The sequence below is a fragment of the Rhizobium sp. BK312 genome, from assembly GCF_014193605.1.
In the GTDB taxonomy this organism is placed as follows: Bacteria; Pseudomonadota; Alphaproteobacteria; order Rhizobiales; family Rhizobiaceae; genus Rhizobium.
This window is the reverse complement of sequence record NZ_JACHZP010000005.1, coordinates 276,873-303,242: the sequence shown is the minus strand read 5'-3', so window position 1 is coordinate 303,242 and position 26,370 is coordinate 276,873. Positions and strand designations below refer to the sequence as shown.

Annotated in this window: 27 protein-coding genes; 15 read left to right on the top strand and 12 right to left on the bottom strand. The window is 61.3% G+C overall.

The genetic code is table 11. The features are described from left to right. Nucleotides 1-55 precede the first annotated feature (55 nt). The 4 genes from dnaA to mutM form a co-directional block, all read right to left on the bottom strand. A complete protein-coding gene (gene dnaA / locus FHT85_RS16345) occupies nt 56-1,606 on the bottom strand; it encodes a chromosomal replication initiator protein DnaA (RefSeq protein WP_112336702.1) in 1,551 nt (516 codons plus the stop codon). Nucleotides 1,607-2,478: 872 nt separating this feature from the next. Further along, nucleotides 2,479-2,754: a 30S ribosomal protein S20 gene (gene rpsT, locus FHT85_RS16340; protein WP_015338590.1), complete on the bottom strand. Its 276-nt coding sequence runs from the start codon at nt 2,752-2,754 to the stop codon at nt 2,479-2,481. Between the two features lie 193 nt (nt 2,755-2,947). Continuing rightward, the gene (locus FHT85_RS16335) at nt 2,948-3,721 is read right to left on the bottom strand and encodes an enoyl-CoA hydratase (protein WP_112336703.1); all 774 of its coding nucleotides are present in this window, start codon (nt 3,719-3,721) and stop codon (nt 2,948-2,950) included. 34 nt (nt 3,722-3,755) lie between these two features. Then, nucleotides 3,756-4,646, bottom strand: a complete 891-nt coding sequence (gene mutM / locus FHT85_RS16330) for a bifunctional DNA-formamidopyrimidine glycosylase/DNA-(apurinic or apyrimidinic site) lyase (protein ID WP_112336704.1) — start codon at nt 4,644-4,646, stop codon at nt 3,756-3,758. Between the two features lie 142 nt (nt 4,647-4,788). Here mutM and ubiE point away from each other — a divergent pair, with 142 nt between their 5' ends. From ubiE to FHT85_RS16275, 11 genes are all read left to right on the top strand, one after another. Further along, nucleotides 4,789-5,565 carry a bifunctional demethylmenaquinone methyltransferase/2-methoxy-6-polyprenyl-1,4-benzoquinol methylase UbiE gene (ubiE, locus tag FHT85_RS16325; RefSeq protein WP_112336705.1) on the top strand — a complete coding sequence of 259 codons (777 nt, stop codon included), beginning with the start codon at nt 4,789-4,791 and terminating at the stop codon, nt 5,563-5,565. A 62-nt stretch (nt 5,566-5,627) separates the two neighbouring features. Beyond that, nucleotides 5,628-7,202 carry a 2-polyprenylphenol 6-hydroxylase gene (ubiB, locus tag FHT85_RS16320; protein ID WP_112336706.1) on the top strand — a complete coding sequence of 525 codons (1,575 nt, stop codon included), beginning with the start codon at nt 5,628-5,630 and terminating at the stop codon, nt 7,200-7,202. A 209-nt stretch (nt 7,203-7,411) separates the two neighbouring features. Further along, nucleotides 7,412-8,995: an aromatic amino acid lyase gene (locus tag FHT85_RS16315; RefSeq protein WP_112336707.1), complete on the top strand. Its 1,584-nt coding sequence runs from the start codon at nt 7,412-7,414 to the stop codon at nt 8,993-8,995. A 26-nt stretch (nt 8,996-9,021) separates the two neighbouring features. Beyond that, nucleotides 9,022-10,404, top strand: coding sequence for a dihydroorotase (locus FHT85_RS16310; protein WP_112336708.1), 1,383 nt, complete (start codon nt 9,022-9,024; stop codon nt 10,402-10,404). Continuing rightward, on the top strand, nt 10,404-11,678 hold the full coding sequence (locus FHT85_RS16305; RefSeq protein ID WP_112336709.1) for a Zn-dependent hydrolase: 1,275 nt from the start codon (nt 10,404-10,406) through the stop codon (nt 11,676-11,678). The genes FHT85_RS16310 and FHT85_RS16305 overlap by 1 nt, the downstream gene beginning before the upstream one ends. 3 nt (nt 11,679-11,681) lie before the next feature. Next, a complete protein-coding gene (locus FHT85_RS16300; protein ID WP_112409793.1) occupies nt 11,682-12,782 on the top strand; it encodes a DUF917 domain-containing protein in 1,101 nt (366 codons plus the stop codon). Between the two features lie 18 nt (nt 12,783-12,800). After that, nucleotides 12,801-13,130, top strand: a complete 330-nt coding sequence (locus FHT85_RS16295; protein WP_112336711.1) for a TfoX/Sxy family protein — start codon at nt 12,801-12,803, stop codon at nt 13,128-13,130. 198 nt (nt 13,131-13,328) lie between these two features. Next, complete coding sequence (locus FHT85_RS16290) at nt 13,329-14,990, top strand: urocanate hydratase (RefSeq protein ID WP_112336846.1); 1,662 nt, start codon at nt 13,329-13,331, stop codon at nt 14,988-14,990. Between the two features lie 69 nt (nt 14,991-15,059). After that, entirely contained in the window at nt 15,060-15,734 is a 675-nt protein-coding gene (locus FHT85_RS16285; protein ID WP_112409792.1) for a spermidine synthase, read from the top strand. A 65-nt stretch (nt 15,735-15,799) separates the two neighbouring features. Beyond that, complete coding sequence (locus tag FHT85_RS16280; RefSeq protein ID WP_112336713.1) at nt 15,800-16,042, top strand: type II toxin-antitoxin system antitoxin VapB; 243 nt, start codon at nt 15,800-15,802, stop codon at nt 16,040-16,042. Further along, entirely contained in the window at nt 16,039-16,443 is a 405-nt protein-coding gene (locus FHT85_RS16275; RefSeq protein WP_112399626.1) for a type II toxin-antitoxin system VapC family toxin, read from the top strand. Before FHT85_RS16280 ends, FHT85_RS16275 begins: the two co-directional genes overlap by 4 nt. On the opposite strand, the gene FHT85_RS16270 is transcribed toward FHT85_RS16275, so the two are convergent. The 5 genes from FHT85_RS16270 to FHT85_RS16250 form a co-directional block, all read right to left on the bottom strand. Continuing rightward, nucleotides 16,440-16,844: a GFA family protein gene (locus FHT85_RS16270; RefSeq protein ID WP_112336715.1), complete on the bottom strand. Its 405-nt coding sequence runs from the start codon at nt 16,842-16,844 to the stop codon at nt 16,440-16,442. The genes FHT85_RS16275 and FHT85_RS16270 overlap by 4 nt on opposite strands. 5 nt (nt 16,845-16,849) lie before the next feature. Beyond that, nucleotides 16,850-17,332 (bottom strand): SRPBCC domain-containing protein, encoded by a 483-nt coding sequence (locus FHT85_RS16265; RefSeq protein ID WP_112409791.1) that lies wholly within the window; start codon nt 17,330-17,332, stop codon nt 16,850-16,852. After that, nucleotides 17,316-17,657 (bottom strand): ArsR/SmtB family transcription factor, encoded by a 342-nt coding sequence (locus FHT85_RS16260; protein ID WP_112409900.1) that lies wholly within the window; start codon nt 17,655-17,657, stop codon nt 17,316-17,318. Before FHT85_RS16260 ends, FHT85_RS16265 begins: the two co-directional genes overlap by 17 nt. 86 nt (nt 17,658-17,743) lie before the next feature. Further along, complete coding sequence (locus FHT85_RS16255; RefSeq protein WP_112399629.1) at nt 17,744-18,130, bottom strand: VOC family protein; 387 nt, start codon at nt 18,128-18,130, stop codon at nt 17,744-17,746. 15 nt (nt 18,131-18,145) lie between these two features. Beyond that, entirely contained in the window at nt 18,146-19,429 is a 1,284-nt protein-coding gene (locus FHT85_RS16250; RefSeq protein WP_112409790.1) for an MFS transporter, read from the bottom strand. Nucleotides 19,430-19,527: 98 nt separating this feature from the next. On the opposite strand from FHT85_RS16250, the gene FHT85_RS16245 reads away from it, so the two are divergent. Then, nucleotides 19,528-20,403, top strand: coding sequence for a LysR family transcriptional regulator (locus FHT85_RS16245; protein ID WP_112409789.1), 876 nt, complete (start codon nt 19,528-19,530; stop codon nt 20,401-20,403). Here FHT85_RS16245 and FHT85_RS16240 read toward each other — a convergent pair whose 3' ends face one another. Further along, nucleotides 20,404-21,309, bottom strand: coding sequence for a LysR family transcriptional regulator (locus FHT85_RS16240; RefSeq protein ID WP_112409788.1), 906 nt, complete (start codon nt 21,307-21,309; stop codon nt 20,404-20,406). 119 nt (nt 21,310-21,428) lie between these two features. On the opposite strand from FHT85_RS16240, the gene FHT85_RS16235 reads away from it, so the two are divergent. Then, complete coding sequence (locus tag FHT85_RS16235; protein ID WP_112409787.1) at nt 21,429-22,193, top strand: SDR family oxidoreductase; 765 nt, start codon at nt 21,429-21,431, stop codon at nt 22,191-22,193. Between the two features lie 144 nt (nt 22,194-22,337). Here FHT85_RS16235 and FHT85_RS16230 read toward each other — a convergent pair whose 3' ends face one another. After that, nucleotides 22,338-22,784, bottom strand: a complete 447-nt coding sequence (locus FHT85_RS16230) for an ester cyclase (RefSeq protein WP_183774206.1) — start codon at nt 22,782-22,784, stop codon at nt 22,338-22,340. Between the two features lie 213 nt (nt 22,785-22,997). Between FHT85_RS16230 and coaBC the strand changes: the two genes are divergently transcribed. Then, entirely contained in the window at nt 22,998-24,209 is a 1,212-nt protein-coding gene (gene coaBC / locus FHT85_RS16225) for a bifunctional phosphopantothenoylcysteine decarboxylase/phosphopantothenate--cysteine ligase CoaBC (protein ID WP_112409785.1), read from the top strand. Here coaBC and FHT85_RS16220 read toward each other — a convergent pair. Continuing rightward, entirely contained in the window at nt 24,196-25,011 is an 816-nt protein-coding gene (locus tag FHT85_RS16220) for a class II glutamine amidotransferase (RefSeq protein WP_112336724.1), read from the bottom strand. The genes coaBC and FHT85_RS16220 overlap by 14 nt on opposite strands. A 549-nt stretch (nt 25,012-25,560) precedes the next feature. On the opposite strand from FHT85_RS16220, the gene otsB reads away from it, so the two are divergent. Next, nucleotides 25,561-26,355 (top strand): trehalose-phosphatase, encoded by a 795-nt coding sequence (otsB, locus tag FHT85_RS16215; protein WP_112409784.1) that lies wholly within the window; start codon nt 25,561-25,563, stop codon nt 26,353-26,355. The last annotated feature ends 15 nt before the right edge of the window (nt 26,356-26,370 follow it).

Here is a 26,370-nt window from a genome sequence, read left to right as displayed (position 1 = left end):
AAACGGCCGGCGATGAAGCCGGCCGTAGCTCGTATGGTGAACGCCGATTCCCGGCCTATTCGTTGATGAGGCGCTTCAGCAGCTCAATCTCGTGCGACAGCTTGCTATCGCCGGAAATCAGCTCCTCGATCTTGCGCACGGCATGCAGAACCGTGGTGTGATCGCGACCACCGAAGCGGCGGCCGATTTCCGGGAAGGAACGCGGCGTCAGCGTCTTCGACAGATACATGGCGATCTGGCGCGGCTTGACGATGACGCGCGTGCGGCGGTTCGAAACCAGCTCCTGGCGCGACACGTTGTAGTGACGTGCGACGATACGCTGAATGTCCTCGATGCGGACGCGGCGCGGCTCGCCGGAGCCGACCAGATGCGCCAATAGTTCGTCGACGCGCTCGACCGTCAGGTTCGGTTCGAAGGAGCGACGGAAGATAAGCTGGTTGAAGGCTCCTTCCAGTTCGCGGCCGCTGGCGGTCACGTTGCGCGCGACATGCGAGAGAAGCTCGGCCGGGATTTCCAGCGACGGATCGTCCTGGCGGGCAGCATCGAGACGGCGCTTGAGGATCTCAAGGCGCATTTCATAGTCCGGCGCCTCGACTTCGATCGCCACACCGCCCTGCAGGCGCGAACGCACGCGCGGGTCGAGCGATTCCAGCTCCCAGGGAGCGCGGTCGGCGGCGACGACGACCTGCTTGGCGCTGTCGAGCAGCATGTTCAAGAGGTGGCAGAACTCGTGCTGGATCATCTTGCCCTGCAGGAACTGCATGTCGTCGATGATGAGCAGATCGATATTGCGCAGCGAGTCCTTCAGCGTCAGTGCGTCATTGTCGCGGATCGCGGTTGCGAAGCGCCACATGAAATATTCCGCCGTCAGGTAGACGACCCGCAGTCCGCGCGGGTTCTGAACCGCTGCATTGGCGATCGCCTGCAGCAGATGCGTCTTGCCGAGACCAACGGTCGCATGGACGAACAGCGGATTGAAACGCACGGCGCCGGAGCCAGCTTCGGCGATGGTCTTCGCAGCGGCCAAGCTGACACGGTTCGAGCTGCCTTCGACGAATGTATCGAAGGTAAAGCGGGAATCGAGCGGAGAGCCGAACAGCGGCGAACCCGCCATTGCCGGCCGCGCAGCCGCAGCCGCACTCACGGCCTGGGCAACAACCTGGCCGGCCGGCTGGGCGACGGCGCGACGGATCGGCGCGACAGCCGCTTGATCCGGCACCGCCGGCTGCTCATCGGTAGATGGCTTCGCGCCGTGCCGGGTTGCGGTGCGCACCAGAATTTCGACCTTGAGGATCTCGGCATCCTCAGCCTGGAACAGGCTGGTGATGAGATCGAGATAGCGATTGTTGATCCAGGACTTCAGAAATGTCGTCGGGACCGTGAGGCGAACGACGCTCTTCGATACCGAATGAAGCTTGAGCCGCGCAAACCAGCTGGCATAGACATCGGGTCCGACCTGAGCCTTCAAGCGCGCGCTGACGCGCTCGAACAAATTATTTCGCGCCACGTCGCCCTTTTCCCCCGCCGCTTCTAAGCAAACCGCACCGAACGCCTGCGCATTGTCCCCATTTTCCAACGCACCCGTCGCCCTCGTATGTATCTGCATATAGTGCCGCCTTCCAAAGTCTCTTTATAGGGCGGGAGCACATCACTGCCGCCCCTGGTTCTTCGCCATGGCATAACGATCGCGCTCGTTGTCCCAAGCTGCGCCGCATACCGGTTCATCAGCCACGCCCGGCCAGCAGGCTTTACAGGAACACTGTGGCGAAAACCGCTCTTTAAAGCAGCATTCGCCTCGGCGTCTGTAACCGGAGCATCAATCGGCCCTCGTATTCCGATTGACCGCTCCAATGGCTGTCAATTTTTCTCCCCTCCCCGCAGCCGCGCCAATGATTTGGGCCGCAAAGGACAGACAAGCTTTCTCGTTCCGCAAGCGTCGCCGCTTCCGGTTCTTACTCGTCAACTGTTTGAAAAAACGGAACTGAACCGCTCCGTCACAAGAGACAAAACCACCTCCACCGCCATACGTAACGGTGTTTGCCGAAGCCGTTTAAGGTGAAATCCGCGCCCCTTGTTGAAATCCATTTAGGCAGGATCGAGGGCAGATATCAACGATGAATTTTACACAAAATTAAGAGGCGGCCATTGACTCAGGAGGCCATTTTTGACTGTCACAAGCCCTTCAAAAAAGAATCGCTGTTGAATCAAAGAGATTCCTGTCGAACGCGATTCTCACAGCTTTCAAAAGAAAAAAAATAAAATATCCCTTGACTCAGTTGTGAGCCGGCAATGCGTCATGCAGATCACCCAGCGCTGAGATATCCTGCCGTAAGCCATTGTTTTAAAATGTATATTTCTGTCACGTCACTGACATGATCGAGCAGTCAATTTTGGCAATGCGGCATTTTTTTGGCTGAATCCAAAAAGCCCGGCGCGAGGGCCGGGCTTAATACTAACGATAGACTCGTTAACGAAAGATTATGCAGTCGGGGCCGAAAGGGCCTTCACACGCTTGGCAAGACGCGAAACCTTGCGGGAAGCGGTGTTGGCGTGAAGCACGCCCTTCTTTGCCGCGCGAGCCAGTTCCGGCTGAGCAGCAATGAAAGCTGTCTTTGCGCGATCCGCATCACCCGATGCGATGGCTTCTTCGACCTGGCGAACGAACGTGCGAACGCGCGAGCGACGAGCCTTGTTGACATCGGTGCGGCGGGCGATCTTACGGGTCGCTTTTTTCGCCGAGGTAGTATTGGCCATGTATGCCTCTCTTAGAATTCGAACAAAACTCCATCGTTGCGGCGTAGGCCCCATGGCCACTTCATCCAGCAATGCGGGAGCAATTGCGGAAAACCAGAGCGGCTTTCCAAACTGTGGCGGGCATATAACCGGAATGAGCCGCGGCGTCAACGCGGATTCTCGCCAAACCCGCGTAATTCCGGAATCTTGGTCCCTACCGGTTCTTGAAGGCTGGCTTGCGCTTCGCGACGAAGGCGGCCATGCCCTCCTTCTGATCCTCTGTGGCGAACAGGCTATGGAACAGGCGGCGTTCGAAGCGTAGTCCCTCCTCGAGCGTGGTTTCGAAGGCACGGTTGACCGCCTCCTTAGCCATCATCACGGCGGGACCGGAATAAGAAGCGATCTTGGCGGCGGCGGCCAGCGCCTCGTCGAGCAGCTTGTCTGCCGGTACGACGCGCGCCACAAGGCCGGAACGCTCCGCCTCTGCCGCATCCATCATCCGGCCCGTCAATATGAGGTCCATCGCCTTGGCCTTGCCGACCGCACGCGTGAGACGCTGCGAGCCGCCCATGCCAGGGATGACGCCGAGCGTGATTTCCGGCTGGCCGAATTTGGCGGTTTCCGAGGCGATGATGAAATCGCACATCATCGCCACTTCGCAGCCACCGCCGAGCGCAAAGCCGCTGACCGCCGCGATGACAGGCTTGCGGGCATTGGCAATCTCGGCCCAGCCGCTGAAAAAGTCATTCTTATAAGCGTCGACGAAATCGAGCGATTGCATTTCCTTGATGTCGGCGCCGGCAGCAAAGGCCTTTTCCGAACCGGTGAGCACGATCGCACCGATGGCATCGTCAAGATGAAGAGCGGCATAGGCTTGTTTCAGCTCGGAGAGGACCGTTGAGTTCAGCGCGTTCAGCGCCTGCGGCCGATTGATCCGGACGAGGCCGACAGCCCCATGTGTTTCGACAATGAGGGTTTCGTAAGCCACTTCTCTCTCCCTTTTATCAGCTTTGGCCCGTCAATCAGCCTTGGCAGGAGGCGCAGTAGAAAGAAGAGCGCCCCGCCTGGACGATGCGACTGACCGTACCGCCGCAGCCGGGCGTACTGCAAGGCTGCGCTTCGCGATCATAGACGGAAAAGGAGTGCTGGAAATAGCCGAGCGAACCGTCCGTCTGGATATGGTCGCGCAGCGACGAGCCGCCTGCAGCGATCGCATCGGCAATGACCTCGCGGATCGCCTCGACGAGCGTGAACAGCGCTTCGGTCGGCTGTCCGGCATCCGTGACCAGCGCCCCGGCGGCGCGCAACGGCGACAGGTGAGCACGCCACAGCGCCTCGCATACATATATATTACCGAGGCCCGCGATGTTTTTCTGGTCGAGCAGCGCGCTCTTCAGCGGCTGCGCCTTGCCGCCAAAGCGCTTAGCCAGATAATCGGCGCTCAGTTCATTGCCTGTGGGTTCCGGCCCGAGATCACGGAAGAAGGGATGGTTGGCCATCTCGGCCCGCCGGACGAGATCCATGAAACCGAAGCGGCGCGGGTCATTATAGATGACGCGCGCATCGCCGCTTGCACCCGCCAGATGGAAGAGGACGTGATCGTGCTTCTCGTCCTTGGAGCGGGGATGATGGAAGGTTCCCGGCGTCTCGGCCGCGGCACCTTCCTCCACCCGGAACGAGCCGGACATGCCGAGATGCGCGACGATCGTCTTGCCGTCGTCGAGATCGATCAGCAGGTATTTGGCCCGGCGCGACAGCGACGTGATGCCGCGGCCCGCAACGGCCTGCGCGAAATCGGCCGGGAAAGGAAAGCGCAGATCGTTGCGGCGCAGCTCCAATTCCGTGAGAACCGCACCTTCCATGGAAGGCGCCAGCCCGCGTCTGACGGTTTCGACCTCTGGTAATTCCGGCATGGCTATCCATCTTTATGTTTCAACCGCTTATGATCTGAGCTATAGCCCAAGGCATTGCGGCTGGTGATCTGGCTGATGAGATAGCGTGGCAAACGCGATTTCGCTATGGTCCGCCGCTTAATTGTGTAACGGAGTTGAGCCGATGGCAGACAGCCGCACCTCCGCCGATGGCGGCATGGAAACATCCTATGGCTTTCGCGAAGTAGCCGATGGCGAAAAGCAGGGCCTCGTCAACGAGGTGTTCCACAAGGTCGCCAAGCGCTATGATGTCATGAATGACGTCATGTCCATGGGCATGCATCGTGCCTGGAAAGACGCGATGATATCAGCGCTCAACCCGCGCAAGGAGCCTGGTTACAAGGTGCTCGACGTTGCCGGCGGCACGGGCGATATCGCCTTCCGCATCGTGGAAGCCTCGAACCGCCTGGCGCATGCAACGGTGCTCGATATCAATGGCTCGATGCTGGCCGTCGGCGCCGAGCGTGCCGAGAAGAAGAAACTCTCCGACAACCTCACCTTCGTCGAAGCGAATGCCGAGGAACTGCCTTTCGAGCCGAACTCCTTCGACGCCTATACGATCGCTTTCGGTATCCGCAACGTGCCGCACATCGATGTGGCATTGAAGGAGGCCTATCGCGTCCTGAAGCGCGGCGGCCGGCTGCTCGTGCTCGAATTCTCCGAAGTCGATCTGCCGCTGCTCGACCGTGTCTACGATGCCTGGTCCTTCAACGCCATTCCAAAGTTCGGCAAGGCCATCACCGGCGATGCCGAGCCCTATCAATATCTGGTGGAATCAATCCGCAAGTTCCCGAACCAGCAGGACTTTGCCACGATGATCCGCGAGGCCGGCTTCTCGCGTGTGAGCTTCACCAATTACACCGGCGGTATCGCCGCGCTGCACTCCGGCTGGAAGCTCTGAAGCATGATGTCGAGCCACATGACGCGGCCGAAGGTCTCCGCTCGTCAGGACTTTGAGGTGCTATGAGTGCTTTCAGCGCATATTTCGGCCTTGTTCGGGTCGGCTGGGTGCTCGTGCGCGAAGGCGTTGTCATGGCGCTGCCATCGGAGGGGCTGCCGCCCTCCATCAGCCTCGCCAAGTCCTTCGTCAGCATCTTTGCGCGCCGGAAGGCAAAGAGCCAGGCCCGCAGCGACCGGCTTGCACAAGCGGTCGAGCGGCTCGGCCCCTCCTATGTGAAGATCGGTCAGTTCCTGGCGACCCGGCCCGATGTCGTCGGCGTGGATATGGCCAACGACCTGTCCAAGCTTCAGGATCGGATGGCCTTCTTCCCGCATGAAACGGCGACGGCAGCCATCGAGTCTTCGCTCGGCCGGCGGATCGACGATCTCTACGCCAGCTTCGACGCGCCGATCGCCGCCGCGTCGATAGCGCAGGTGCATCCGGCCGAAATCGAGACGGCAGAGGGCCGCAAGCGCGTTGCCGTCAAGGTGGTCCGGCCTGGCGTACGTCAGCGCTTTTCTAACGATATCAAGGCGATGTATCTGGTTTCACGGCTGCAGGAGCGATTCATGCCCTCCAGTCGGCGTCTTCGCCCGGTGGAGGTGACCAAGACGCTCGAGCAGACTACCAAGGTCGAGATGGATCTGCGGCTGGAAGCGGCCGCGCTCTCCGAGATCGCCGAAAACACCGAAAAGGATCCGGGCTTCCGCGTTCCGAAAGTCGACTGGGAACGCACCGGCCGCGACGTAATCACCATGGAGTGGATCGACGGCGTGAAGATGTCCGACGTCGAGGGGCTGAAGGCGGCCGGCCACGATCTCAACGCGCTCGCCGATACGCTGATCCAGTCCTTCCTGCGCCATACGCTGCGCGACGGCTTCTTCCACGCCGACATGCACCCCGGCAACCTTTTCGTCGATGCAGCGGGCATGATCGTCGCTGTCGACATGGGGATCGTCGGGCGATTAGGGAAGAAGGAACGCCGTTTCCTGGCCGAAATCCTCTACGGTTTCATCACCCGCGACTATATCCGGGTGGCCGAAGTGCATTTCGAAGCCGGCTATGTACCTGCGCATCACAATACGGAGAGTTTTGCGCAGGCCATCCGCGCGATCGGCGAGCCGATCCATGGCCAGCCGGCCGAAACCATCTCCATGGGCAAGCTTCTGACCTTGCTCTTCGAAGTAACGGAACTCTTCGACATGGAAACGCGGCCCGAGCTGGTGATGCTGCAGAAGACCATGGTCGTGGTCGAGGGCGTATCGCGCATGCTCAATCCACGCTTCAACATGTGGAAGGCCTCGGAGCCGGTCGTCGGCGACTGGATTCGCACCAATCTCGGCCCGAAGCGGATCATGACAGATTTGAAGGACGGTTTGAAAGCGGCCGTGAAGCTTGCGGAGGCCGCGCCTGAGATTGCGGCGAAGACCGAGAAATTCCACCACGAACTGCTGCATATGAGCGAAAACGGCCTGCGTTTCGATCCGCAGACCGCCGAAGCGATCGGCAAGGCCGAAGCCAAGCACAGCCGCTCTGGCCGACTCGCGTTGTGGGTGATCGCGCTGGCGCTTCTCTACATCGCCTGGCATCTGAGCTGATCGCCAAGCTTTCTGATGCTTCTTCCTCGCCTTGGCCCAAATAGCTCGGCCGGGGCGGGAAGCCATTTGCGCGCGCAAACATAGAGTTGCGCAACGTACGCACTCGCCTCAAAATCAGTCTGTCTGGCACGGATCAAGGTGTTCGCCATTTGGGATATCCCATTGACGATAAGGCTCGCATAGCCTTGCAAAAAAGGAGAACAGCAGAGATGGAGCGTCAGAGAGCCGGTATCGAGCTCAGCGGACAACCCCTTGGGTTCAGCGATCTGGTGCGGATCGGAGCGGGGACTGTCCTGCCGTCGGCGTCGGAAAGCGGCATGGCTCGCGTACGCTTGGCACGCGGCGTTCTCGAAAGCACCATTCAATCGGGGATGCCGGTCTACGGCTCTACGACCGGTGTCGGAGCCATGAAGGATGTCGAATGGTCTCCTGAAGATCTCGATGCCTTCAATCTCGGCCTCGTGCGCGCCCATCATTTCGGTACGGGCGCCCCCTTTTCCATGTCGGTCGTTCGCAATGCGATGGCGATCCGGGTCAATACCGCTTTGACCGGCAAGGTCGGTTGCTCGCAGGAGCTGATCGAAGCCTATCTGCAGCTGCTCAGCGCGGATGTCATTCCTGTCGTCAGGCGAACGGGTTCGATCGGCTGCGCGGATATCGGCCTGATGGGGCAGATTGGCGCTGTGCTGACCGGTGTTGGCGAGGCCGTCTATCGAGGGCGACGCATGCAGGCTGCCGACGCTTTCAGCGCCGCCGGCATAGATCCTCTCAGGATGTTGCCGCGCGACAGCCTCGCCTCGCTCAGCGTCAATGCCGTCAGCTTCGCCGCCGCGGCGGAAACCACCCGCAATGCCGCCTCGTCGATTCGCGTACTGCTCGCGACCGGCATGATGGCCGCCGGCGCGCTCGGTGCTTCGCGCGATCCCTGGATTTCCGTGCGCCATGTCGGCACCGCCCGCGAGGCTCTGATCGGCGCATGGCTCTGCAATGCCTCAGAAGAATGGCCCTGGCCGGTCGCGACCCATGTGCAGGACCCGCTGAGCCTGCGCATGATTGCCCAGGTCTTCGGCGCAGTCATCGAAAACCTTTTGACGGCAGGCCACAAGATTCTCGCCGCCACGGGCCGCTCGGACGATAATCCCGTCATCGTCGACGGCCGCGTCATGACCTCGGGCGGCTCCCTTCCGCTCGATGTCACCATTCTGCTTGAAGCCGCCGTCATCTGCATGGCGCATGCCGCCCGCAACGCCTTCAACCGCTGCGTGCTGCTCGGCAACGGCCAACGGCGCGGCTTGCCGGTGAATCTCGTGCCGGAAGGGAAGATCGCGACCGGCTTCGGCCCCATCATCAAGCTCGCCGGCGAGATCTTCTCACGTGTTCTGTCCATGTCTAATCCGGTCTCGGCCCAGTCGCTCGTCGTGGCGGCTGGGATGGAAGACGAGGCCGCCTTCCTGCCGCTGGTCATCGAACGTTTTGAACGGCAGATGCGCGCGCTGAAGCGCCTGGCGGCCCTGGAAGCCCTGCTCTCGGCCCAGGCGATGGACATTCTCGGCGACAAGCCGGAAGGCGTGGCACGCATGCTCTACGAGGTCGTGCGCAAGCATGCGGATTTCTATGTGGTCGACCGGCCGCTTTCGGCCGAGGTCGAGGCGATCGAGGAGGAACTGGCCTCCGAGGCCTTCGTCTCTGAACTGATCGCGCATAAGCCGATCATCGCCTATGATGACTTCTTCGCACTTGGCTCGCTGGAGCGGGTCGAAGAGCGGCTTTATCGCGACACGATTGCCATCTGAAGCAACGACGAGCGGAGGGAACGCACATGGCCGATTTCGATCTTGTTCTGCAGGGCACCGTGGTTCTGCCCGAGCGTATCGTGGAAGCCGGCTATGTCGCCGTGCGCGACGGCAAAATCGCCGAGATCGGCATTGGCGTGCCGCCGGCAGCGCGTGAGCGGCACCTGCTCGGCAAGGCGCTGATCCTGCCTGGCGCGATCGATGCGCAGGTCCATTCCCTTTCCCAGAAGGACCAAGAGGATTTCATCTGGTCGACGCGCTCTGCAGCGGCCGGTGGCGTCACCACCATCGTCGACATGCCCTATGACGAAGGCAATCTCGTCTGCTCGGCAGCAGCGGTGAAGAAGAAGATCGACCACGCCGCGCCGCAATCGCGCGTCGATTTCGCCCTTTACGGCACGGTCGATCCGGAAGAAGGCCCCGCGCGCATCGCCGAAATGGTTGAGGCTGGCGTTGCCGCCTTCAAATTCTCCACCTTCGGGACCGATCCGAAGCGTTTTCCGCGCATTCCGCCTGCCCTGCTCGATGCCTGCTTTGCCGCAATCGCCCCAACGGGCCTGACCGCCGGCGTCCACAACGAGGACGACGAAGCGGTGCGCAGCTACATGGAGCAGGTCAAGGCAAGCGGCGTCACCGACTATCGCGCCCACGGCCTGTCGCGCCCGCCGATCACCGAGCTGCTTGCCATGCACACGATCTTCGAGACCGGCGCGGATACCGGTTGCCCGGCGCATGTCGTGCATTGCTCGCTCGGCCGCGGCTATGACATCGCCCGCGCCTATCGCCGCGACGGCTTTGAAGCGACGGTCGAGTGCTGCATCCACTACCTGACGCTCGACGAGGAAAACGATGTGCGGCGCCTTGGCGGCAAGGCGAAAATTAATCCGCCGATCCGCCCGCGTGCCGAAATGGAAACCTTGTGGCGCAAGGTGGCGGAGGGCAATGTCTGGCTCGTCTCGACCGACCATGTCAGCTGGTCGGAAAACCGCAAGACAAATCCGGACATGCTGGCGAATGCGTCCGGCGTGCCGGGACTGGAAGTCATGGTGCCGCTCTTCGTCAAGGGTGCTCTGGAACGCGGCGTGCCGCTCACCTGGGCTGCGAAACTGATGGCGGAGAACCCGGCTAAGCATTTCCGTCTCGACCACATCAAGGGCGCGCTGACGCCGGGCAAGGACGCGGATATCGTCGTACTGGAACCGCGCGAAATGGTTTACGACGCGGCGGCAAGCGGCAACAATGTCGTCGGCTGGAGCCCCTATAACGGCATTCGCCTGCCCTGGACTGTGTCCGCCGCCTACATTAGAGGCAAGCAGATTACCGAGGGGCAGAAGGTGCTGGCCGAACCCGGCTCCGGCAGCTTCGTCCGTCCCTTGCCTCGCCAAATTCTTGCCGGAGATGCAGCCTGATGAACGACCCCAAGCGCCACAACCTGCCCGTAAATGCTGATCGTATCGCCGAGGATATCGATGCTCTGGCAGGGATCACCGATCCGGGCCATCCTTGGACGCGCCGCGCTTTCTCCCCGCTCTTCCTGGAAGGGCGTGCCTATATCGAGGCGCGCATGAAGGCGGCAGGACTTGAGACCCGCATCGACGCTGCCGGCAATCTGATCGGCCGGCGCGCCGGTGCCAAACCCGGCCTCGGCACAATCCTTGTCGGCTCACATTCCGACACCGTTCCCGATGGCGGCCGCTTCGACGGCATAGCCGGTACCATTGCCGCGCTGGAAGTCGCGCGCTCCTTGAAGGATCGCGGCATCGAGCTCGACCATGATCTGGAGATCGTCGATTTCCTGGCCGAGGAAGTCAGCATCTTCGGTGTTTCTTGCATCGGCAGCCGCGGCATGACCGGGCAGATTCCCGAGGCGTGGCTCTCCCGCGTGAGCGGCGACCGCACGTTGTCGCAGGGCATTGCCGAAGTCGGCGGCGATCCTTCGGTGCTGCTCTCCCAGAAGCGTCCGGATCTTGCTGGTTTCCTGGAGCTGCATATCGAACAGGGTCCGGTGCTGGAAGCCGAGAACAAGGATATCGGCATCGTCACCGCGATCGCCGGCATCACTCGCATCGAAATCACCGTGGAAGGCCGCGCTGATCACGCCGGCACGACGCCGATGGACCGTCGCGCCGACGCGCTGGTGGCCGCTTCGCAGCTCGTACTCGACATCAGGAGCCGCGCGGCTGAACAGGCAAAGACGCCGGGTCATTTCGCTGCGACGGTCGGCGAATTCCGTATCGAGCCGAATGCGGCCAATGTCGTGCCGTCCAAGGTGGTGCTCCTGATCGACGGTCGCGCCGAAATCCGCAGCGACATGGAGGATTTCCTGACCTGGATCGATGGCGAGGTGAAGACCATCGCCGCCGACTATGGCGTCACGATCAACCCGCCGGTGCGCGTCTCCGACAATATGCCGACGCCGGGCGCTCCCGTACTGCTCGAAACGCTGGAGCGCGCCTGCGAGACTGTCGGCGCCAAGCATCGCCGCATGGCCTCCGGCGCCGGCCACGACACGGCCTGGATCGCCAAGGTTGCGCCTGCTGCGATGATCTTCGTGCCCTGCAAGGAAGGCCGCAGCCATTGCGCCGAGGAATGGGCCGAGAATGACGATATCGCCATGGGCGCCGCCGTTCTTTTCGAAGCGGTGCGCGACATGGACAAGAACCTCAAACCGAACCGGGAGTAGCCGATGGGACGCGTACTCGTTGCCAAGGATGTGGAAGCGGCCGTCAAGGGTGGCTCCGTTTATGCCGCGGGCGGTGGCGGCTGGGCCGATCATGGCCGCATGCTCGGCTATGCGGCCGTCAATGTCGGCAAGCCGGAGTTGGTGTCGATCGAGGAATTGAACGACAATGACTGGATCGCCACGGCGGCGGCCATCGGCGCACCGGCCTCCACGACCCCCTGGGAAATGCAGGGCATCGACTACGTGAAAGCCGTGCAGCTCCTGCAGGACGAGCTTGGAGAGAAGCTTTCCGGCCTGATCATCGGCCAGAACGGGCGGTCCTCGACGCTGAACGGCTGGCTGCCGTCGGCGATCCTCGGAACGAAGGTGGTAGACGCGGTCGGCGACATCCGCGCCCATCCGACGGGCGACATGGGCTCGATCGGCATGGCCGGCTCGCCCGAGCAGATGATCCAGACCGCCGTCGGCGGCAACCGGGCCGAAAACCGCTATATCGAGCTCGTCGTGAAGGGCGCGACGGCGAAGATTTCGCCGATCCTGCGTGCGGCATCGGACCAGTCCGGCGGCTTCATCGCCTCCTGCCGCAACCCGCTGCGCGCGTCTTACGTCCGCACCCATGCGGCGCTCGGCGGCATTTCCATGGCGCTTTCGCTTGGCGAAGCGATCATCAAGGCGGAAAAGAAGGGCGGGAGTGCCGTCATAGACGCCATCTGCAAGACGACCGGCGGCCATATCCTGGCGGAAGGTACGATCACCAAGAAGGACGTCGTCTACACAAAGGAAGCCTTCGATATCGGCACCGTCACGGTCGGCAGCGGTGACAAGGCTGTCGTCATGCATGTGATGAACGAATACATGGCGGTCGAGGATGCCGGCGGCAAACGGCTCGCGACCTTCCCCTCCGTCATCACCACGCTGTCGCCGGAAGGCGAGCCCTTGAGCGTTGGTCAGCTGCACGAGGGCATGAACGTCTTCATCCTGCATGTGCCGATGGATATCATTCCGCTCTCTGCCAGTGTGCTCGACCCCACGGTCTATCCCTCCGTCGAGAAGGCCATGGGCATCGAGATCGCCAAATACGCCCTGGCCGGCAAGAAAGGCTGAAAAGCACAGGAGGCTTGAATGGCCCGTGATGCCGGTCTCGAGGAATTGCTGAGAGAGGAGCTCGGGCAACGCCCCGGGCTCAGCGAGAAGGCAATGTTCGGCGGCTGGGCCTTTTTGCTCAATGGCCATCTGCTGTGCGGCGCGCGCGAAGACGGGATGCTGATCCGCCTTGGCAAAGGCAACGATGCCTGGGCACTCGAGCAGCCTGATGTCAAACCCATGCTGTCGCGCGGTCGGGAAATGCAGGGATGGGTGCGCGCCGGGCCGGAGGCCTATGGCAACGACATGCTGCGCAAGCGGCTGCTCCTGGCCGCGCTGAATTTTGTCGAGGGCTTGCCGCCGAAATGAATGAGTATTGAAGAGCACTCCTCTTCTCCCCAGCGGGGAGAAGATGTCCGCAGGACAGATGAGGGGGTGAGCGACGAAGGAGCGAACGTCTGAGCGGTAAGCAAAGACGGTATCTGCCAAGCCGCCCCCTCATCCGACCCTTCGGGCCACCTTCTCCCCGAGGGGGAGAAGGGGAGGCATCAAACAAGAGGGAAATCCATGCCGAAAGCCAATCCACGTCACCCGAAATTCCCAATCCCGGGCGGGCCGGAGCTGCGTGCCAAAGGCTGGCGGCAGGAGGCTCTGCTACGCCTGCTCGAAAACGTGCTCTCGGTCGGCGAAGATCCGGACAATCTAGTCGTCTACGCAGCCCTCGGCAAGGCTGCCCGCAACTGGGCAGCGCACAAGGGCATCGTGAAGGCGCTCACCGAAATGGATGAGAACCAGACCCTGCTCATCCAGTCGGGCAAACCGATCGGCCTCATCCGCACGCATGACAAGGCACCGCTTGTCATCATGGCGAATTGCAACATCGTCGGGCAATGGGCGAAGGCGGAAGTCTTCTACGAATTGCAGCGCAAGGGCCTGATCTGTTGGGGCGGACTGACGGCCGGCGCCTGGCAGTATATCGGCAGCCAGGGCGTGATCCAAGGCACCTACGAGATCTTCATGCGCATCGCGGAGCGCCGCTTCGGCGGCGATCTCTTCGGCCGCTTCGTGCTGACGGCCGGTCTCGGCGGCATGGGCGGCGCGCAGCCGCTCGCCGGCCGCATGGCGGGTGCCGCGATCCTCTGCGTCGATATCGATGCCGAGCGCGCCAGGAAGCGCCAGAAAATCGGCTATCTGCAGGAAATCGCCCCGGATCTCGATTCCGCGCTAGCGATGATCGATGCAGCCGTCAAGGAGAAGCGGGCGCTTTCCGTCGGACTGGTCGGCAATGCGGCGGAGATCTACCCCGAGATCGCAAGGCGCGGCATCGTGCCCGATATCGTCACCGACCAGACCTCGGCGCACGATCTCGTCTATGGCTACGTGCCGAAGGGCATGAGCCTCGCCCAAGTCAAAGACCTGCGCGATGACGGCCAGGGCCAGCTCATGGCGGCAAGCCGCGCCTCGATCGTCGAGCATGTAAAGGCAATGCTGGACTTCCAGAAAAAGGGCTCCGAAGTCTTCGACAACGGCAACCTGATCCGCACACAGGCCAAGGAAGGCGGCGTGGCGAACGCCTTCGATATCCCGATCTTTACCGAAGCCTATCTCAGGCCGCTCTTCTGCCGTGCCATCGGCCCGTTCCGCTGGATGGCGCTATCAGGCGAGGAAAGCGATATCGCCCGCATCGACGATCTGCTCTTGGAAATGTTCCCGGACAACAAGATCATCACCAACTGGATCAAGCTTGCCCGCCAGCATGTGCCCTTCGAAGGCCTGCCGGCCCGCATCGCCTGGCTTGGCCATGGCGAACGCACGGCCCTTGCCCGCCGCGTCAACGAGCTCGTTGCAAGCGGCGAGCTGAAGGGGCCGATCGCCTTTTCGCGCGACCATCTCGATGCCGGCGCCATGGCGCATCCGAACATCATGACCGAGCGTATGAAGGACGGCTCCGACGCCATCGCCGACTGGCCGCTGATCGACGCCATGATGCTCTGCTCGTCGATGGCCGATCTCGTTGTCGTCCATTCCGGCGGCGGCGGCTATGCCGGCTACATGACCAGCTGCGGGGTCACTGTGGTCGCCGACGGCACGGATGCCGCCGACGAACGGCTCGACCATGCGCTGACCAACGACACCGCGCTCGGCGTCATGCGCTATGCCGATGCCGGCTATGAGGAAGCGTTGGACGAAGTTGCGAAAAAGGATGTGCCTTATATCCGTTTGGGATAAGCGCGTCTGTTCTTGGCGACATTGAGAGACTATGGTCGCGGGCAACTTGAGATGAATTGAGAATTGCCCGTGATCCCCTGGACCTTGCTCGACACTGCGAAAATCCCCGGCGGCGGCGAGCTGCGACTGAAGCAGCGCGGCCAGGAATTTTCCATCATGCTCGGCACCAACGAGCTGATGAACAGTCGCCTGAGCGGCTCCGAGCGCGCGCTTGCCACGCTTTCCTGCGAGAAGATCAGAGGCCGGAAGGCACCACACATACTGATCGGCGGCCTCGGCATGGGCTTTACCTTGCGTGCGGCGCTTGGCGAACTAGGTGCGGACGCGAAGGTTACGGTTGCCGAGCTTGTTCCGGCAGTCGTTTCATGGGCGCGCGGGCCGATGGCAACAGTCTTCGACGCCTGCCTCGACGACCCGCGTGTTGCCATTCACGAGGGCGACGTGCGTCCGCTCATCCGCGCAAGCAAGGCGACATACGATGCTATCCTGCTCGATGTCGACAACGGCCCGGATGGCATCACATCGGAAGCCAATGACGGGCTCTATGATTATCCAGGCCTGAAGGCGGCGCGCGATGCACTGCGTCCCGGCGGCGTACTCGCGGTCTGGTCGTCGGGACCTGACGAGCGCTTCACAAGGCGGCTGCGCGACAGCGGCTTTACCGCCGAAGTGGTCAATACACGCGCAAATGGCAAAACGGGCGCGCGTCATGTCATCTGGCTGGCGACAAAATCGGGATCATAACGCCTCGAATTGAAATAGCGCCTGAGATGCTATATATCAATGTCATATCTCAAAGGAGTTATGGCATGGAAACCGCAAAGATCTTCTGGTCCGGCCGCTCACAGGCCGTGCGCTTGCCGAAGGAATTCCGCCTCGATGGTGAGGAAGTGCGCATCCGCCGGCAGGGAAAAGCAATCATTCTGGAGCCGATCGCCGAAGATTGGGATTGGCTGGAAGCTGTTACGGGGCCGGTTGATCAAGACTTCGCAGAAGCGACCGAAGAAGAGCCCGCTGAGCAGCAACGCCCCGAGCTGGATATCTTCAAGTGAAGTATCTGCTCGACAGCAATGCCGTCATCGCCCTGATGAAAGGACATTCCGGCTTCGTCAGCGAGCTGCGCAGACACAGGCCGCAAGATTTCGCCATTCCGGCCATCGTGGCACACGAATTATTCTACGGCGCCTATAAAGGGCAGCGCGTCGCAGAGAATCTTGCGCGTGTCGATGCATTGCAATTCGAGACATTGGATTTCGATAAGGAGGACGCCCGGATGGCCGGCGAAATTCGCGCGGCTCTTGCTTCCCTTGGTACGCCGATCGGCGCCTATGACGTTTTGATCGCGGGTCAGGCGATCGCCCGCGATCTGATCCTGATAACGCGCAATGTCAGAGAATTCGAGCGCGTTCACAAGCTGCGTTTCGAAGACTGGGAGTCCTTGCCGAGCGGCTAAAGATAGCGCGTTTCCTCCGGCGCGCGATCGAAGCGGTCGTCGCGGCCGTCGAAATAGCCGACCGGAAGCGAGGCGAGCTCTTCATCGGTGGCATCATCCAGGCAGCTGATGCTGATCGCATAGAACTTGCCGCCGAGTGCGGGATTTTCACCCCAGTTGAAGGAGCTGACGCCGCAATTTTTACAGAAGAGGTGATGTAGGATGCGCGGGCCGAACTGATATTCGCCAATGTTGTCTTCGCCTGAGGTCAGGCGGAAATCAGCGGGCGTGGCGACAGCCAGCCAATTGCGCTTCTTCTTGCAGATCGAGCAATTGCATTTAAAGGTGCCGCCCTGCAGGTCGAGATCGGCTTCGTAAGCGACGGCACCGCAATGGCAGCTTCCGTGATAGGTCTTCTTCATCACTCTCATCCCTCCCTTGAGGTGGCTTCTGCGTAAGCGGCGTATTTGTCGAGGGCCTGTTCCCAGCCACCGGTCTGCAATCTAAGCTCGGTATCGTCAGGCAACTCGACCTTGCGGAAGACGAGGCGCGTCTTCTCGCCAAGCTCATGAAACTCCACAGTCACCTGCATCGGATGCTCGCGCCTACCCTCCTGGTTTTCCCAGGCGAAGGTGAAGACGAGACGCTCGGGCGGGACGATCTCCAGATAGCGGCCATGGCTCCAATATTCCTTGCCCTCCGGCGTGAGAATGCAGTGCCGCCAGGCGCCCCCTTCTTGGAGATCGACGGAAACGGATGGGGCCGTCATATTTTGCGGTCCCCACCAGCGCATCAGATGTTGCGGTTCCGTCCAGAGGCGAAACAGCAGGGCACGCGGCGCGGCAATCTCGCGGGTCAGCACGATCTCGCGCGGCGGCCGCATGCTGCCGCCCTTAGTTGCTGGGGTCATTCTTTCCTCCCTTTTGCAATAGTGCCGCGTAGTCCTCCAGGCGATCGAGATTGTCGTTCCAGAACTGGCGATAGCTCTCCAGCCAGTCATCGACTTGGCGCAGCGGCTTCGCTTCCAGCCGGCAGGGTCGCCATTGCGCTTCCCTGCCCTTCGAGATCAGGCCGGCTTTTTCCAGCACCTTCAGGTGCTTGGAAACAGCGACCAGCGACATGTTGAAGGGTTCGGCCAGCTCGGACACGGATGCCTCGCCGGTCGTCAGCCGCGCCAGGATTGCCCGGCGGGTGGGATCGGCTAGGGCCGAAAGGGTCGCGCTCAACGTGTCCATTTGATAAACCATATAGTTAATTAACTTATTGGTTTAATATATGCGACCAGCCAGCGATGTCAAGAAGCGCCGGACGGCGCGCAATCTCAGGAAATGATATTGGACACTTCGATCAGATTCTGGTCCGGATCGCGGAAATAGACCGAGAGAATGGGGCCGGTCGCACCGGTGCGTCGGACGGGGCCTTCCTCGATCGTGATGCCCTCGGCTTGCAGGTGAGCGATCACATGATCCAGAGGCGTTATACTGATGAAGCAAAGATCGGCCGAACCCGGTGTCGGCCGTTCGGCCTTGGGCTCGAACTCATGGCCGGCTTGATGCAGATTGATCTTCTGGTTGCCGAAGATGAGAGCCTTGCGGCCCTCTCCGAAAGTTTCGACACCCATACCGAGGACACGGGTATAGAAATCGCAACTCTCCTCGATGCTCGCAACCGTGAGCACCAGGTGATCGAGATGGTCGATACGGATCATGGTGGCCTCCTGGGCTCAGCGACGCGCCAGCCTGGCAACGGCAAGAGCGCTGGCGAGACAGAATGCCAGCATGACCAGGATGAAGGCAACCACGGCATTCCAGCCATCGGCAAGCCAGAAATAGCCGCCGACCGAGCCGGCAATGCTGGAGCCGAGGTAATAGGCGAGCAGGTAGAGCGAGGAGGCGTGCCCCTTGAAGCCATCGGCCAGCCGTCCCACCAGCGCACTGGCGACGGAATGGGCCATGAAGAAGCCAATCGTCACCAGCACGATGCCGAGAATGATCAGCGGCAAGGAGCTGGAAAGCGTCACCGCCGCACCGAGCGCGGCGATCAGAACGCCAATCGGCAGCACGATGAAATGGCCGATGCGATCGCCGAGGAGGCCTGCCGCCCACGAGGCGACGATACCGAAGAGATAGGCGGTAAAGATCAATCCAAGCTCGGTCTGGTTGAGATCATAGGGATCGGCGACGAGACGGAAGCCGGCATAGTTATAGACCGTTACGAAGGAGCCCATGACGAGAAAGCCGATGGCAAAGAGCAGCGGCAGCGCCGCATTGCCAAAATGACCGCTCCAGGCCTTCACATGGAAGCCGGCATCGAAGCCCTTTCGCGGCGTAAAATTGCGCGACGGCGGCAGCAGATAGAGGAAGCCGATGGCGGCGATCAGGCCGAGAATGCCAACCGTTGCCAAAGCCGGCCGCCAGCTCAGATATTCGGCGATCGTGCCGGTCACCACGCGCCCGGCCATGCCGCCAAAGGCGTTGCCGGCGATGTAGAGGCCCATGGCACCGCCGAGGCCGCGCGGTTCGATCTCCTCGGCCAGATAGGTCATGGCGACGGCCGGCACGCCGCCCAGCAGAGAGCCTTCGAGCGCGCGAACGGCAAGCAGCATATGCCAGCTCGGCGATACCGAGCAGACGAGCGTACAGATGGCCGCGCCAAGCAGCGAGATGAACATCAGGCTGCGGCGGCCGAGGCTTTCGGAAACGGCGGCGGCACCGAAGATCGCGAAGGCCAGGAAGCCGGTCGAAAGCGAGAGCGACAGCGAGCTTGCAGCCGGCGTGACCCCGAAGTTCTCGGAAAAGATCGGCATCAGCGGCTGGACGCAATAAAGCAGCGAGAAGGTGGCAAAGCCCGAGAGAAACAGCCCAATGGTGGCGCGGCGGAAGGCAGGCGTGCCGCGCGTTAGGAACTGGCGGGTCTCGGTCGGCGGCTCGTTTCTGACGAGCGTCAATTCGGGGCGGGAGGGAACTTCGGACACAGTGGCTTGCTGCTTGCTTGCGGCGCGAAACATTGGTGGCACCTGACCTTTCTTGCCCTGGAATCTAGCCAGACGAGCTCCATTAGTCCAATATATGGAACAGGCGATCTCAATAGCTTTTGGAGATAGCGATGGAGCTGCGTCATATCCGCTATTTTCTGGCGCTGGCCGAAGCGGGAAACTTCACCCGCGCGGCAGCCAAACTCGGTATCGGCCAGCCGCCGCTCAGCCAGCAGATCCGGGATCTGGAAAACGAAGTGGGTGCGCAGCTGTTCCACCGCGTGCCGCATGGTGCGGAACTGACGGTGGCCGGCGAGGCATTTCTCGCGGAAGCGAAAATGGCAGTCGATGCGGCTGAAAAGGCAAAGCTCGCGGCCCAGCGCGCCAATCGCGGCGAGATCGGCCGCCTGTCGCTCGGCTTCACCGCCTCTTCCGCCTTCAACACCATCGTCACATCAACCATTCGCGAGTTTCGGCGGCACTGGCCGGAAGTGCTGATATCGCTGACCGAGATGAACACCAATGCGCTGATGGAGCGGCTGATGCGCGGCGAGATCGACGCGGCCTTCATTCGCCCAGGGCTGGAGGATCCGCGCGACGTGCGGCTGAAGCGTTTTGCCGATGAGCCGATGCTGATCGCGCTGCCGGCTCATCATTCGCTGGCGAAAGAGGAACGCGTGCCGGTTGCAGCGCTCGCGGGCGAACCCTTCATCCTCTTCCCGCGCATGGTGGGGCTGAGCCTCTATGACGATATCGTCGCCGCCTGCCGCGAGGCGGGTTTCGATCTCGTGGTGACACAGGAAGCTCCGCAGATCCCATCCGTCGTCAATCTTGTCGCCGCAAACTTGGGCGTTTCCATCGTTCCGGCTTCGATCGCGCAGATCAAGCTCGACGGCGTCGCCTATCGGCAAATCGATGGGCCGCCGGTCGTAGCGCGGCTCGGCCTTGCCAACCTCAAGGCGCAGCGATCGCCCGTCATCGCCAACCTCATGAGCTTGATTGGTTAGTTACGTGCTCCGCTCCCAATAGGGCGGGTCGCCAAAAGCCTTCTTCAAATGATCGGCCATTGCCCGAAGCTTGGCCGAGGGATTGCGACCTTCGGGATGGGCCATAAAAATGAACTCCGGCTCCGGCCGGTAGCCGACATCGATCTCTACGAGCCTCCCCTCCCTCACTGAGGGCCCGGCGATGAAGGCGGGCAGCAAGGCAATACCAAGCCCGGCAATCGCGGCATCGTGGAGGACATCGCCATTGTTCACGCCCAGCGCCAGCTTGGCACGGATGACGACAGCGCCCTCTGGCCCCTCGAAGCGCCAGTCGGCGACACCGCGATTGGTGTAAAAAATACCGCGATGACCCTCGAGATCGGAGAGCGAAGCGGGTTTGCCGTTGCGGCTGAGATAATCCGGTGACGCAACGAGAAGGCGGCGGCTGCGGGCAAGCTTCCATGCGACGAGGCGCGAGTCGGCAATCAGGCCGTGGCGAATGATCGCGTCGTAACCGTCCGAGGCGGCATCTACGCGGCGATCGTCGAGATCGAGCGTCAACTCGATCTCCGGATGCGCGGCGAGAAACGGATAGAGAGCCGGCCCCAGATGCAGGCGGCCAAAGGTCACGGGTGCTGCAATGCGCAGAGGTCCTATCAGTGTGCCGCGCCGCTCGGCGAGATCGGCGGCCGCCTCGCGAACCTCCTGTGCGATGCGGTTCGCACGCTGCAGAAAGGCACTGCCATCTTCGGTCAGGGTCAGCTTGCGGGTCGTGCGATGAAGCAGCGTTGCCCCCAATGCCTTCTCCATGTCCGACAGCCGTTCGCTGACGACGGATTTCGACAGGCGCAGGCGTCGCGCCGCCTCGCTGATCGAGCCCGCCTCGGCTACAGTCACGAACGTCACGATCCCGTCGATCTTCAGCATTGTTCGGAAACTCCGAATTCGAATTCCTCTTTTTGAAGACTAATCCGAACGATCGGAAAAGGCCATCTTCCACGTATCGGACAAACCGAAAGACACGTCCTCACACAGGAGATGGAACAATGAACCGCTTGAATGGAAAAGTTGCAATCGTCACCGGCGCCAGCTCCGGCATCGGCCGCACCACGGCAAAACTCTTCGCCGCCGAAGGCGCCAAGGTTATTGTCGGCGCTCGCCGCGCGGCAGAGCTGGAAAGCCTTGCCGCCGAGATCAAAGCTGCCGGCGGAGAAGCAGCCGTCTTGGCTGGTGACGTACGCTCGGAAGACTACCACAAGGCGCTGGTCGCACTTGCTGTCGAGCGCTACGGCAAGCTCGATATTGCTTTCAACAACGCCGGCACGCTCGGCGAGGCCGGTCCCAGCACCGAGGTTTCGGAGGCAGGTTTTTCCGAAGCGCTGGCGATCAACCTCACCGCATCGTTCCTCGCCGCCAAGCACCAGATAGGCGAAATGATCAGGCATGGCGGCGGTTCTGTGATCTTCACCTCGACCTTCGTCGGCCACACCGTCAGCTTCCCCGGCGTTGCCGCCTATGCCGCCAGCAAATCCGGCCTGATCGGCCTGACGCAGACGCTGGCCGCCGAATTTGGCCCGCAGAATGTGCGCGTCAACGCTGTCCTGCCGGGTGCCGTCGATACCGATATGTATCGCGACATGAACGACACGGTCGAAAAGCAGGCTTTCATAACGAATCTGCATGCGCTGAAGCGCGTCGCCGGCCCGGAAGAGATCGCTCGCTCGGTCCTTTATCTTGCCTCCGATGATGCGAGCTTCGTCAGCGGCACGGCTTCGCTCGTCGATGGCGGCCTGTCGATCACGCGTACCTGACCGAGTGTTTAGCCGACGCAATTGTCGCGTCGGAATGCTTTGAAACGCGGACATGATCCCGTAACATAGGAAACGGTTGCGGGATCATGTCGCTCGAATGCTTTGAATGAGCCGCCGACTCTATTCCCCTTACGGCTTTTCCGTTCAGAACATCGTATTATTGTTCATGGATTTCTCGGGGATCGGCTGCACCGAGTCCCAATGTTCCTGGATCTTGTTGTCTTCGACACGGAAGATATCGACGATGGCGCTGCCGCGATCGCCCGGCTGGCGAATGGCGTGGACGCGCAGGATCACATAATCGCCATCGACCATCACGCGCTTGATCTCGCTCTTCGACTGCGGAAAGTTCTTCTTCAGATAATCCAGAAAACCGCGCAGGCCTTCGGGGCCATCGGCGGCAAGAGGATTGTGCTGGATGTACTTGCCGAGATACTTTGAAGCCGCATCGAAATCCTTGTCGTTCAGCGCCTTCTGGTAGAAATCCAGAACGATCTCCTTGTTCTTCTGCTCTTGCCGTGAATAGGCACGCTCGGCAAAGGCCGGCATGGCAGCGGCCAGGATTGGCAGGGCGATGACAGCGACTTTCATCAGTTTCAAGACGTTGCTCCTTTGCTCGTTAACGTGTTCACCTTTGTCGAGGCCAAGGGTCAGCGCAAATGACAAGGGCGTGAGGGTGATGTGATTGTCTGCCGGAATAGCGGGAAAGGACGGCTCACAACCGTAATGAGAGAATGCCGCGATTGCCTATGACACACCAAAGGCTTAGGCTTATCAGCAAAAGAACAGGCGACGGGTTCAGGCATGGTTCTCGCAGGAAAGCGCATCCTCATCATCATCTCCGGCGGCATCGCGGCCTACAAGAGCCTCGATCTCATCCGCCGGCTGCGTGAACGCGGCGCGAGTGTGCGGCCCGTCATGACAGCGGGTGCGCAGGAGTTCATCACGCCGCTTGCCGTCGGCGCGCTGGCCGCCGACCATGTCTTTACCGATCTGTTTTCACGAGAGGATGAGCAGGATGTCGGCCATATCAGGCTGGCGCGCGACTGTGATCTCGTGCTGATCGCGCCGGCGACTGCCGATCTGCTCGCCAAGATGGCAAATGGGCTGGCCGATGATCTCGCCTCGACAATATTGCTCGCCACCGACCGGCCCGTGCTCGCAGCCCCAGCGATGAACCCGAAGATGTGGGCGCATCCGGCGACGAAGCGCAATGTCGAAACGCTGCGCCGGGACGGTATTACCTTTGTCGGGCCGATGACCGGCGAAATGGCCGAGAGCGGCGAGGCCGGCGCCGGCCGGATGGCCGAACCGCTTGATATCGTCGGGGCGGCGGAGAGACGGCTGGACGACGGTGCAAAGCCGCTTGCCGGCAAGAAGGCGGTCGTCACCTCCGGGCCGACGCATGAGCCGATCGACCCCGTGCGCTATATCGCCAACCGTTCGTCTGGACGGCAGGGCCATGCGATTGCGGCAGCGCTTGCCGCCCTTGGCGCCGACGTTACCCTCGTTTCGGGCCCTGTCACCATACCCGATCCGGTCGGTCTTACCGTCATCCATGTCGAGCGAGCTGATGAGATGCGCGATGCCGTTTTGGCGGCCCTTCCGGCCGATATCGCGGTGATGGTGGCCGCTGTGGCCGACTGGCGCGTCGCCTCCGCATCGGACCAGAAGATCAAGAAGCATCCGGGCGAGTCGATCCCGACTTTGGCGCTCACGGAAAACCCCGATATTTTGAAAACGGTCGGCCATCACACGCAGCGGCCGAAACTGGTCATCGGCTTTGCCGCCGAAACACAGGATGTCGAGAGCAATGCCCGCGCGAAGCTGGAGCGCAAGGGCGCCGACTTCATCGTCGCCAACGACGTCTCACCCGCAACCGGCATCATGGGCGGCACGCGCAATCGCGTGAAGATTATTAGCCATTACGGCGTCGAACAGTGGCCCGATCTCGACAAGGATGAAGTGGCGGTGCGACTGGCAGCGCTGATATCGGAACAGTTCAAGCAGGGATAGCAGCCGGCGCCCTGATCTCTCCGGCGGCACGCTCTTCCGGCTGGAAAGGCGTGACATGGACACCGGTATCGTCGATCATGACGGCGCTGCCGTCCGGAATCTCACGCCAGGCATCAACGTCGTCATTCAACGGCTCGGAAACGAGGCAATACCCCAAGCCGACGGGCGAGGCATAGAGCGTCGGCGCCTTGCGGTCGGTCGCATAGCGGATGGCGTAGAGCGACTTGCCGTCGGAAAAGGCCGCGGTGAAGCGCACCAGCACCGAACCGGTCAAATGCAGCGAGAGCCCTTCGACAAAGCCGATGGTCTGAGCGATCGCTGTGATCGGATTCGTCGCCAGGCCAAACTGCATCGCCAGCAGAAACAGAAGCTCGGAATCGGTCGTGCCGCTGCGGGCATGGAAGAGCTTGTCATCGAGCATGGCTTCCATCGGCCGGCGCAGGCGGTCGAAATTGGAAATCTGGCCATTGTGCTGGAACGACCAGTTTTCGAAGACGAAAGGATGGCAATTGTCACGGCGCGTGCCGCCGCCGGTGGCCGCACGGACATGGGCGAGGAAGAGCGGCGAGCGGATCTGCCGCGCCAGGCTCTTCAGATTGCAATCAGACCAGGCCGGCAGGATATCGCGGTAACGGCCCGGTTCCGGCCGGTCGCCATACCAGGCGATGCCGAAACCGTCACCATTGGTCGCCGTCTTGGCGCGCGTGGCGCAATGGGATTGTTCGATCAGGGAGTGGGCGGGCGAAGACACCAGCTCCTCCAGATAGAGGGGGTCTCCGCGATAGGCTGCCCAGCGACACATGCGTCTCTCACTCCGATTCCTGCTGTCTTCCTGTCCCGCGGGAGAATGGCAAATCTTGGACGATTGTTTATGCGGAATGGGTAATAAAGTCTTAATTTTCCATGCAGTGCAGCGCAAGATGACAGATATTTGACGCTTCGTCCGTTCACGTTTCGCATCGCAACATTTTCGTCGTGAAGGCCGCTGCGGCAGGACTCTTGCTCGAGATGCGGCGGGCAACACATTTCACTGCGACAATAAGTGTGAAGCTCCCCAAGACCGGGCCTCTTGCATCAAGTCAAATTTGAGCTACGTTAAGCTTGTCTGAAACGTAACGAAAGGAAGGTGATCCAATGTCTAGTGAGATTTCGGTCTTTGTATACGGCATGGAAATGGTTGTGAACGTTGCGAGGCAGCCCTCGCTCTGACCAACACCTTCCCGAAGCGTTCGCCGCTTCAGGCCAGTTACGGGCCAAAGCTCATGGGGGGTCGCCTAAGGCGACCCCTTTTGATTTTCAGCCGTTCGTTTTTTTCCTTGCCAAACGGGAAGAGCGCCTTAGCTAACCCAGCATGTCTTCTCAGGAACAGCCCGAACAGGGTGAAGCCAAGCCGAGGCCGCTGAACGAGCCGGCCCTTACCGCACTCTCATTGTATCCGCAGGACTGGGCCTTGTTCCTCGATATCGACGGAACTCTGCTCGATCTCGCCGAAAGGCCGGAAGCGATTGTCGTGCCCGACTATCTGCCCGGCACGCTGCATGCGCTCTCCCGCCAGCTCGGCGGCGCACTGGCCTTGGTCACCGGCCGCGCCATCGAATTCGTCGATCCCCTTTTTGCGCCCTTCCGCTTTCCCGTCGCAGGCCTCCATGGCGCAGAACGGCGTGATGCGGCCGGACGGCTGCGCCGTGCGCATATCCCGCCCGCCTTTCAGGCGATGAAGCAGACCATCGCCTACGAGGCCCAAGCCTGGCCCGGCGCCATCGTCGAGGACAAAGGGGCGGCGGTGGCGGTCCACTTCCGCCATGCACCTGCATATGAGTCCGAGATCGGCGAAGCCATGCAGCGCCATCTGGAGGAAGCGGGTCCCGACTGGAACCTTCAACGTGGCAAAATGGTCCTAGAAATCTGCCCTGCCCACGCCAGCAAGGGACATGCCGTCGGGGCGTTTCTGTCAGAAGCGCCCTTCGAAGGACGCCGTCCGGTCGCGATCGGCGACGACGTGACCGACGAGACGATGTTTGCCGCCGCCAACCGTCTCGGCGGCCAATCCGTGCGCATCGGCGATGCCAACGGAAAAACACTGGCACGTGCATCCATTGGCTCACCTGCGCGTTTAAGGGACGTGCTGGGAACGCTCGTCAAGTAATTTTCGATCATGGCG

Bases quoted from the DNA above. Each gene is read 5' to 3' on its own strand.
- FHT85_RS16255 (WP_112399629.1), bottom strand. From the start codon at position 18,130: ATGATCCGTATCGACCATCTCGATCACCTGGTGCTCACGGTTGCGAGC.
- FHT85_RS16240 (WP_112409788.1), bottom strand. From the start codon at position 21,309: ATGCTGAAGATCGACGGGATCGTGACGTTCGTGACTGTAGCCGAGGCG.
- FHT85_RS16265 (WP_112409791.1), bottom strand. From the start codon at position 17,332: ATGACCCCAGCAACTAAGGGCGGCAGCATGCGGCCGCCGCGCGAGATC.
- FHT85_RS16245 (WP_112409789.1), top strand. From the start codon at position 19,528: ATGGAGCTGCGTCATATCCGCTATTTTCTGGCGCTGGCCGAAGCGGGA.
- FHT85_RS16295 (WP_112336711.1), top strand. From the start codon at position 12,801: ATGGCCCGTGATGCCGGTCTCGAGGAATTGCTGAGAGAGGAGCTCGGG.
- FHT85_RS16280 (WP_112336713.1), top strand. From the start codon at position 15,800: ATGGAAACCGCAAAGATCTTCTGGTCCGGCCGCTCACAGGCCGTGCGC.
- FHT85_RS16300 (WP_112409793.1), top strand. From the start codon at position 11,682: ATGGGACGCGTACTCGTTGCCAAGGATGTGGAAGCGGCCGTCAAGGGT.
- rpsT (WP_015338590.1), bottom strand. From the start codon at position 2,754: ATGGCCAATACTACCTCGGCGAAAAAAGCGACCCGTAAGATCGCCCGC.
- dnaA (WP_112336702.1), bottom strand. From the start codon at position 1,606: ATGCAGATACATACGAGGGCGACGGGTGCGTTGGAAAATGGGGACAAT.
- ubiE (WP_112336705.1), top strand. From the start codon at position 4,789: ATGGCAGACAGCCGCACCTCCGCCGATGGCGGCATGGAAACATCCTAT.
- ubiB (WP_112336706.1), top strand. From the start codon at position 5,628: ATGAGTGCTTTCAGCGCATATTTCGGCCTTGTTCGGGTCGGCTGGGTG.
- FHT85_RS16235 (WP_112409787.1), top strand. From the start codon at position 21,429: ATGAACCGCTTGAATGGAAAAGTTGCAATCGTCACCGGCGCCAGCTCC.
- coaBC (WP_112409785.1), top strand. From the start codon at position 22,998: ATGGTTCTCGCAGGAAAGCGCATCCTCATCATCATCTCCGGCGGCATC.
- FHT85_RS16315 (WP_112336707.1), top strand. From the start codon at position 7,412: ATGGAGCGTCAGAGAGCCGGTATCGAGCTCAGCGGACAACCCCTTGGG.
- FHT85_RS16305 (WP_112336709.1), top strand. From the start codon at position 10,404: ATGAACGACCCCAAGCGCCACAACCTGCCCGTAAATGCTGATCGTATC.
- FHT85_RS16230 (WP_183774206.1), bottom strand. From the start codon at position 22,784: ATGAAAGTCGCTGTCATCGCCCTGCCAATCCTGGCCGCTGCCATGCCG.
- FHT85_RS16250 (WP_112409790.1), bottom strand. From the start codon at position 19,429: ATGTTTCGCGCCGCAAGCAAGCAGCAAGCCACTGTGTCCGAAGTTCCC.
- otsB (WP_112409784.1), top strand. From the start codon at position 25,561: ATGTCTTCTCAGGAACAGCCCGAACAGGGTGAAGCCAAGCCGAGGCCG.
- FHT85_RS16220 (WP_112336724.1), bottom strand. From the start codon at position 25,011: ATGTGTCGCTGGGCAGCCTATCGCGGAGACCCCCTCTATCTGGAGGAG.
- FHT85_RS16310 (WP_112336708.1), top strand. From the start codon at position 9,022: ATGGCCGATTTCGATCTTGTTCTGCAGGGCACCGTGGTTCTGCCCGAG.
- FHT85_RS16270 (WP_112336715.1), bottom strand. From the start codon at position 16,844: ATGAAGAAGACCTATCACGGAAGCTGCCATTGCGGTGCCGTCGCTTAC.
- FHT85_RS16260 (WP_112409900.1), bottom strand. From the start codon at position 17,657: ATGGACACGTTGAGCGCGACCCTTTCGGCCCTAGCCGATCCCACCCGC.
- mutM (WP_112336704.1), bottom strand. From the start codon at position 4,646: ATGCCGGAATTACCAGAGGTCGAAACCGTCAGACGCGGGCTGGCGCCT.
- FHT85_RS16290 (WP_112336846.1), top strand. From the start codon at position 13,329: ATGCCGAAAGCCAATCCACGTCACCCGAAATTCCCAATCCCGGGCGGG.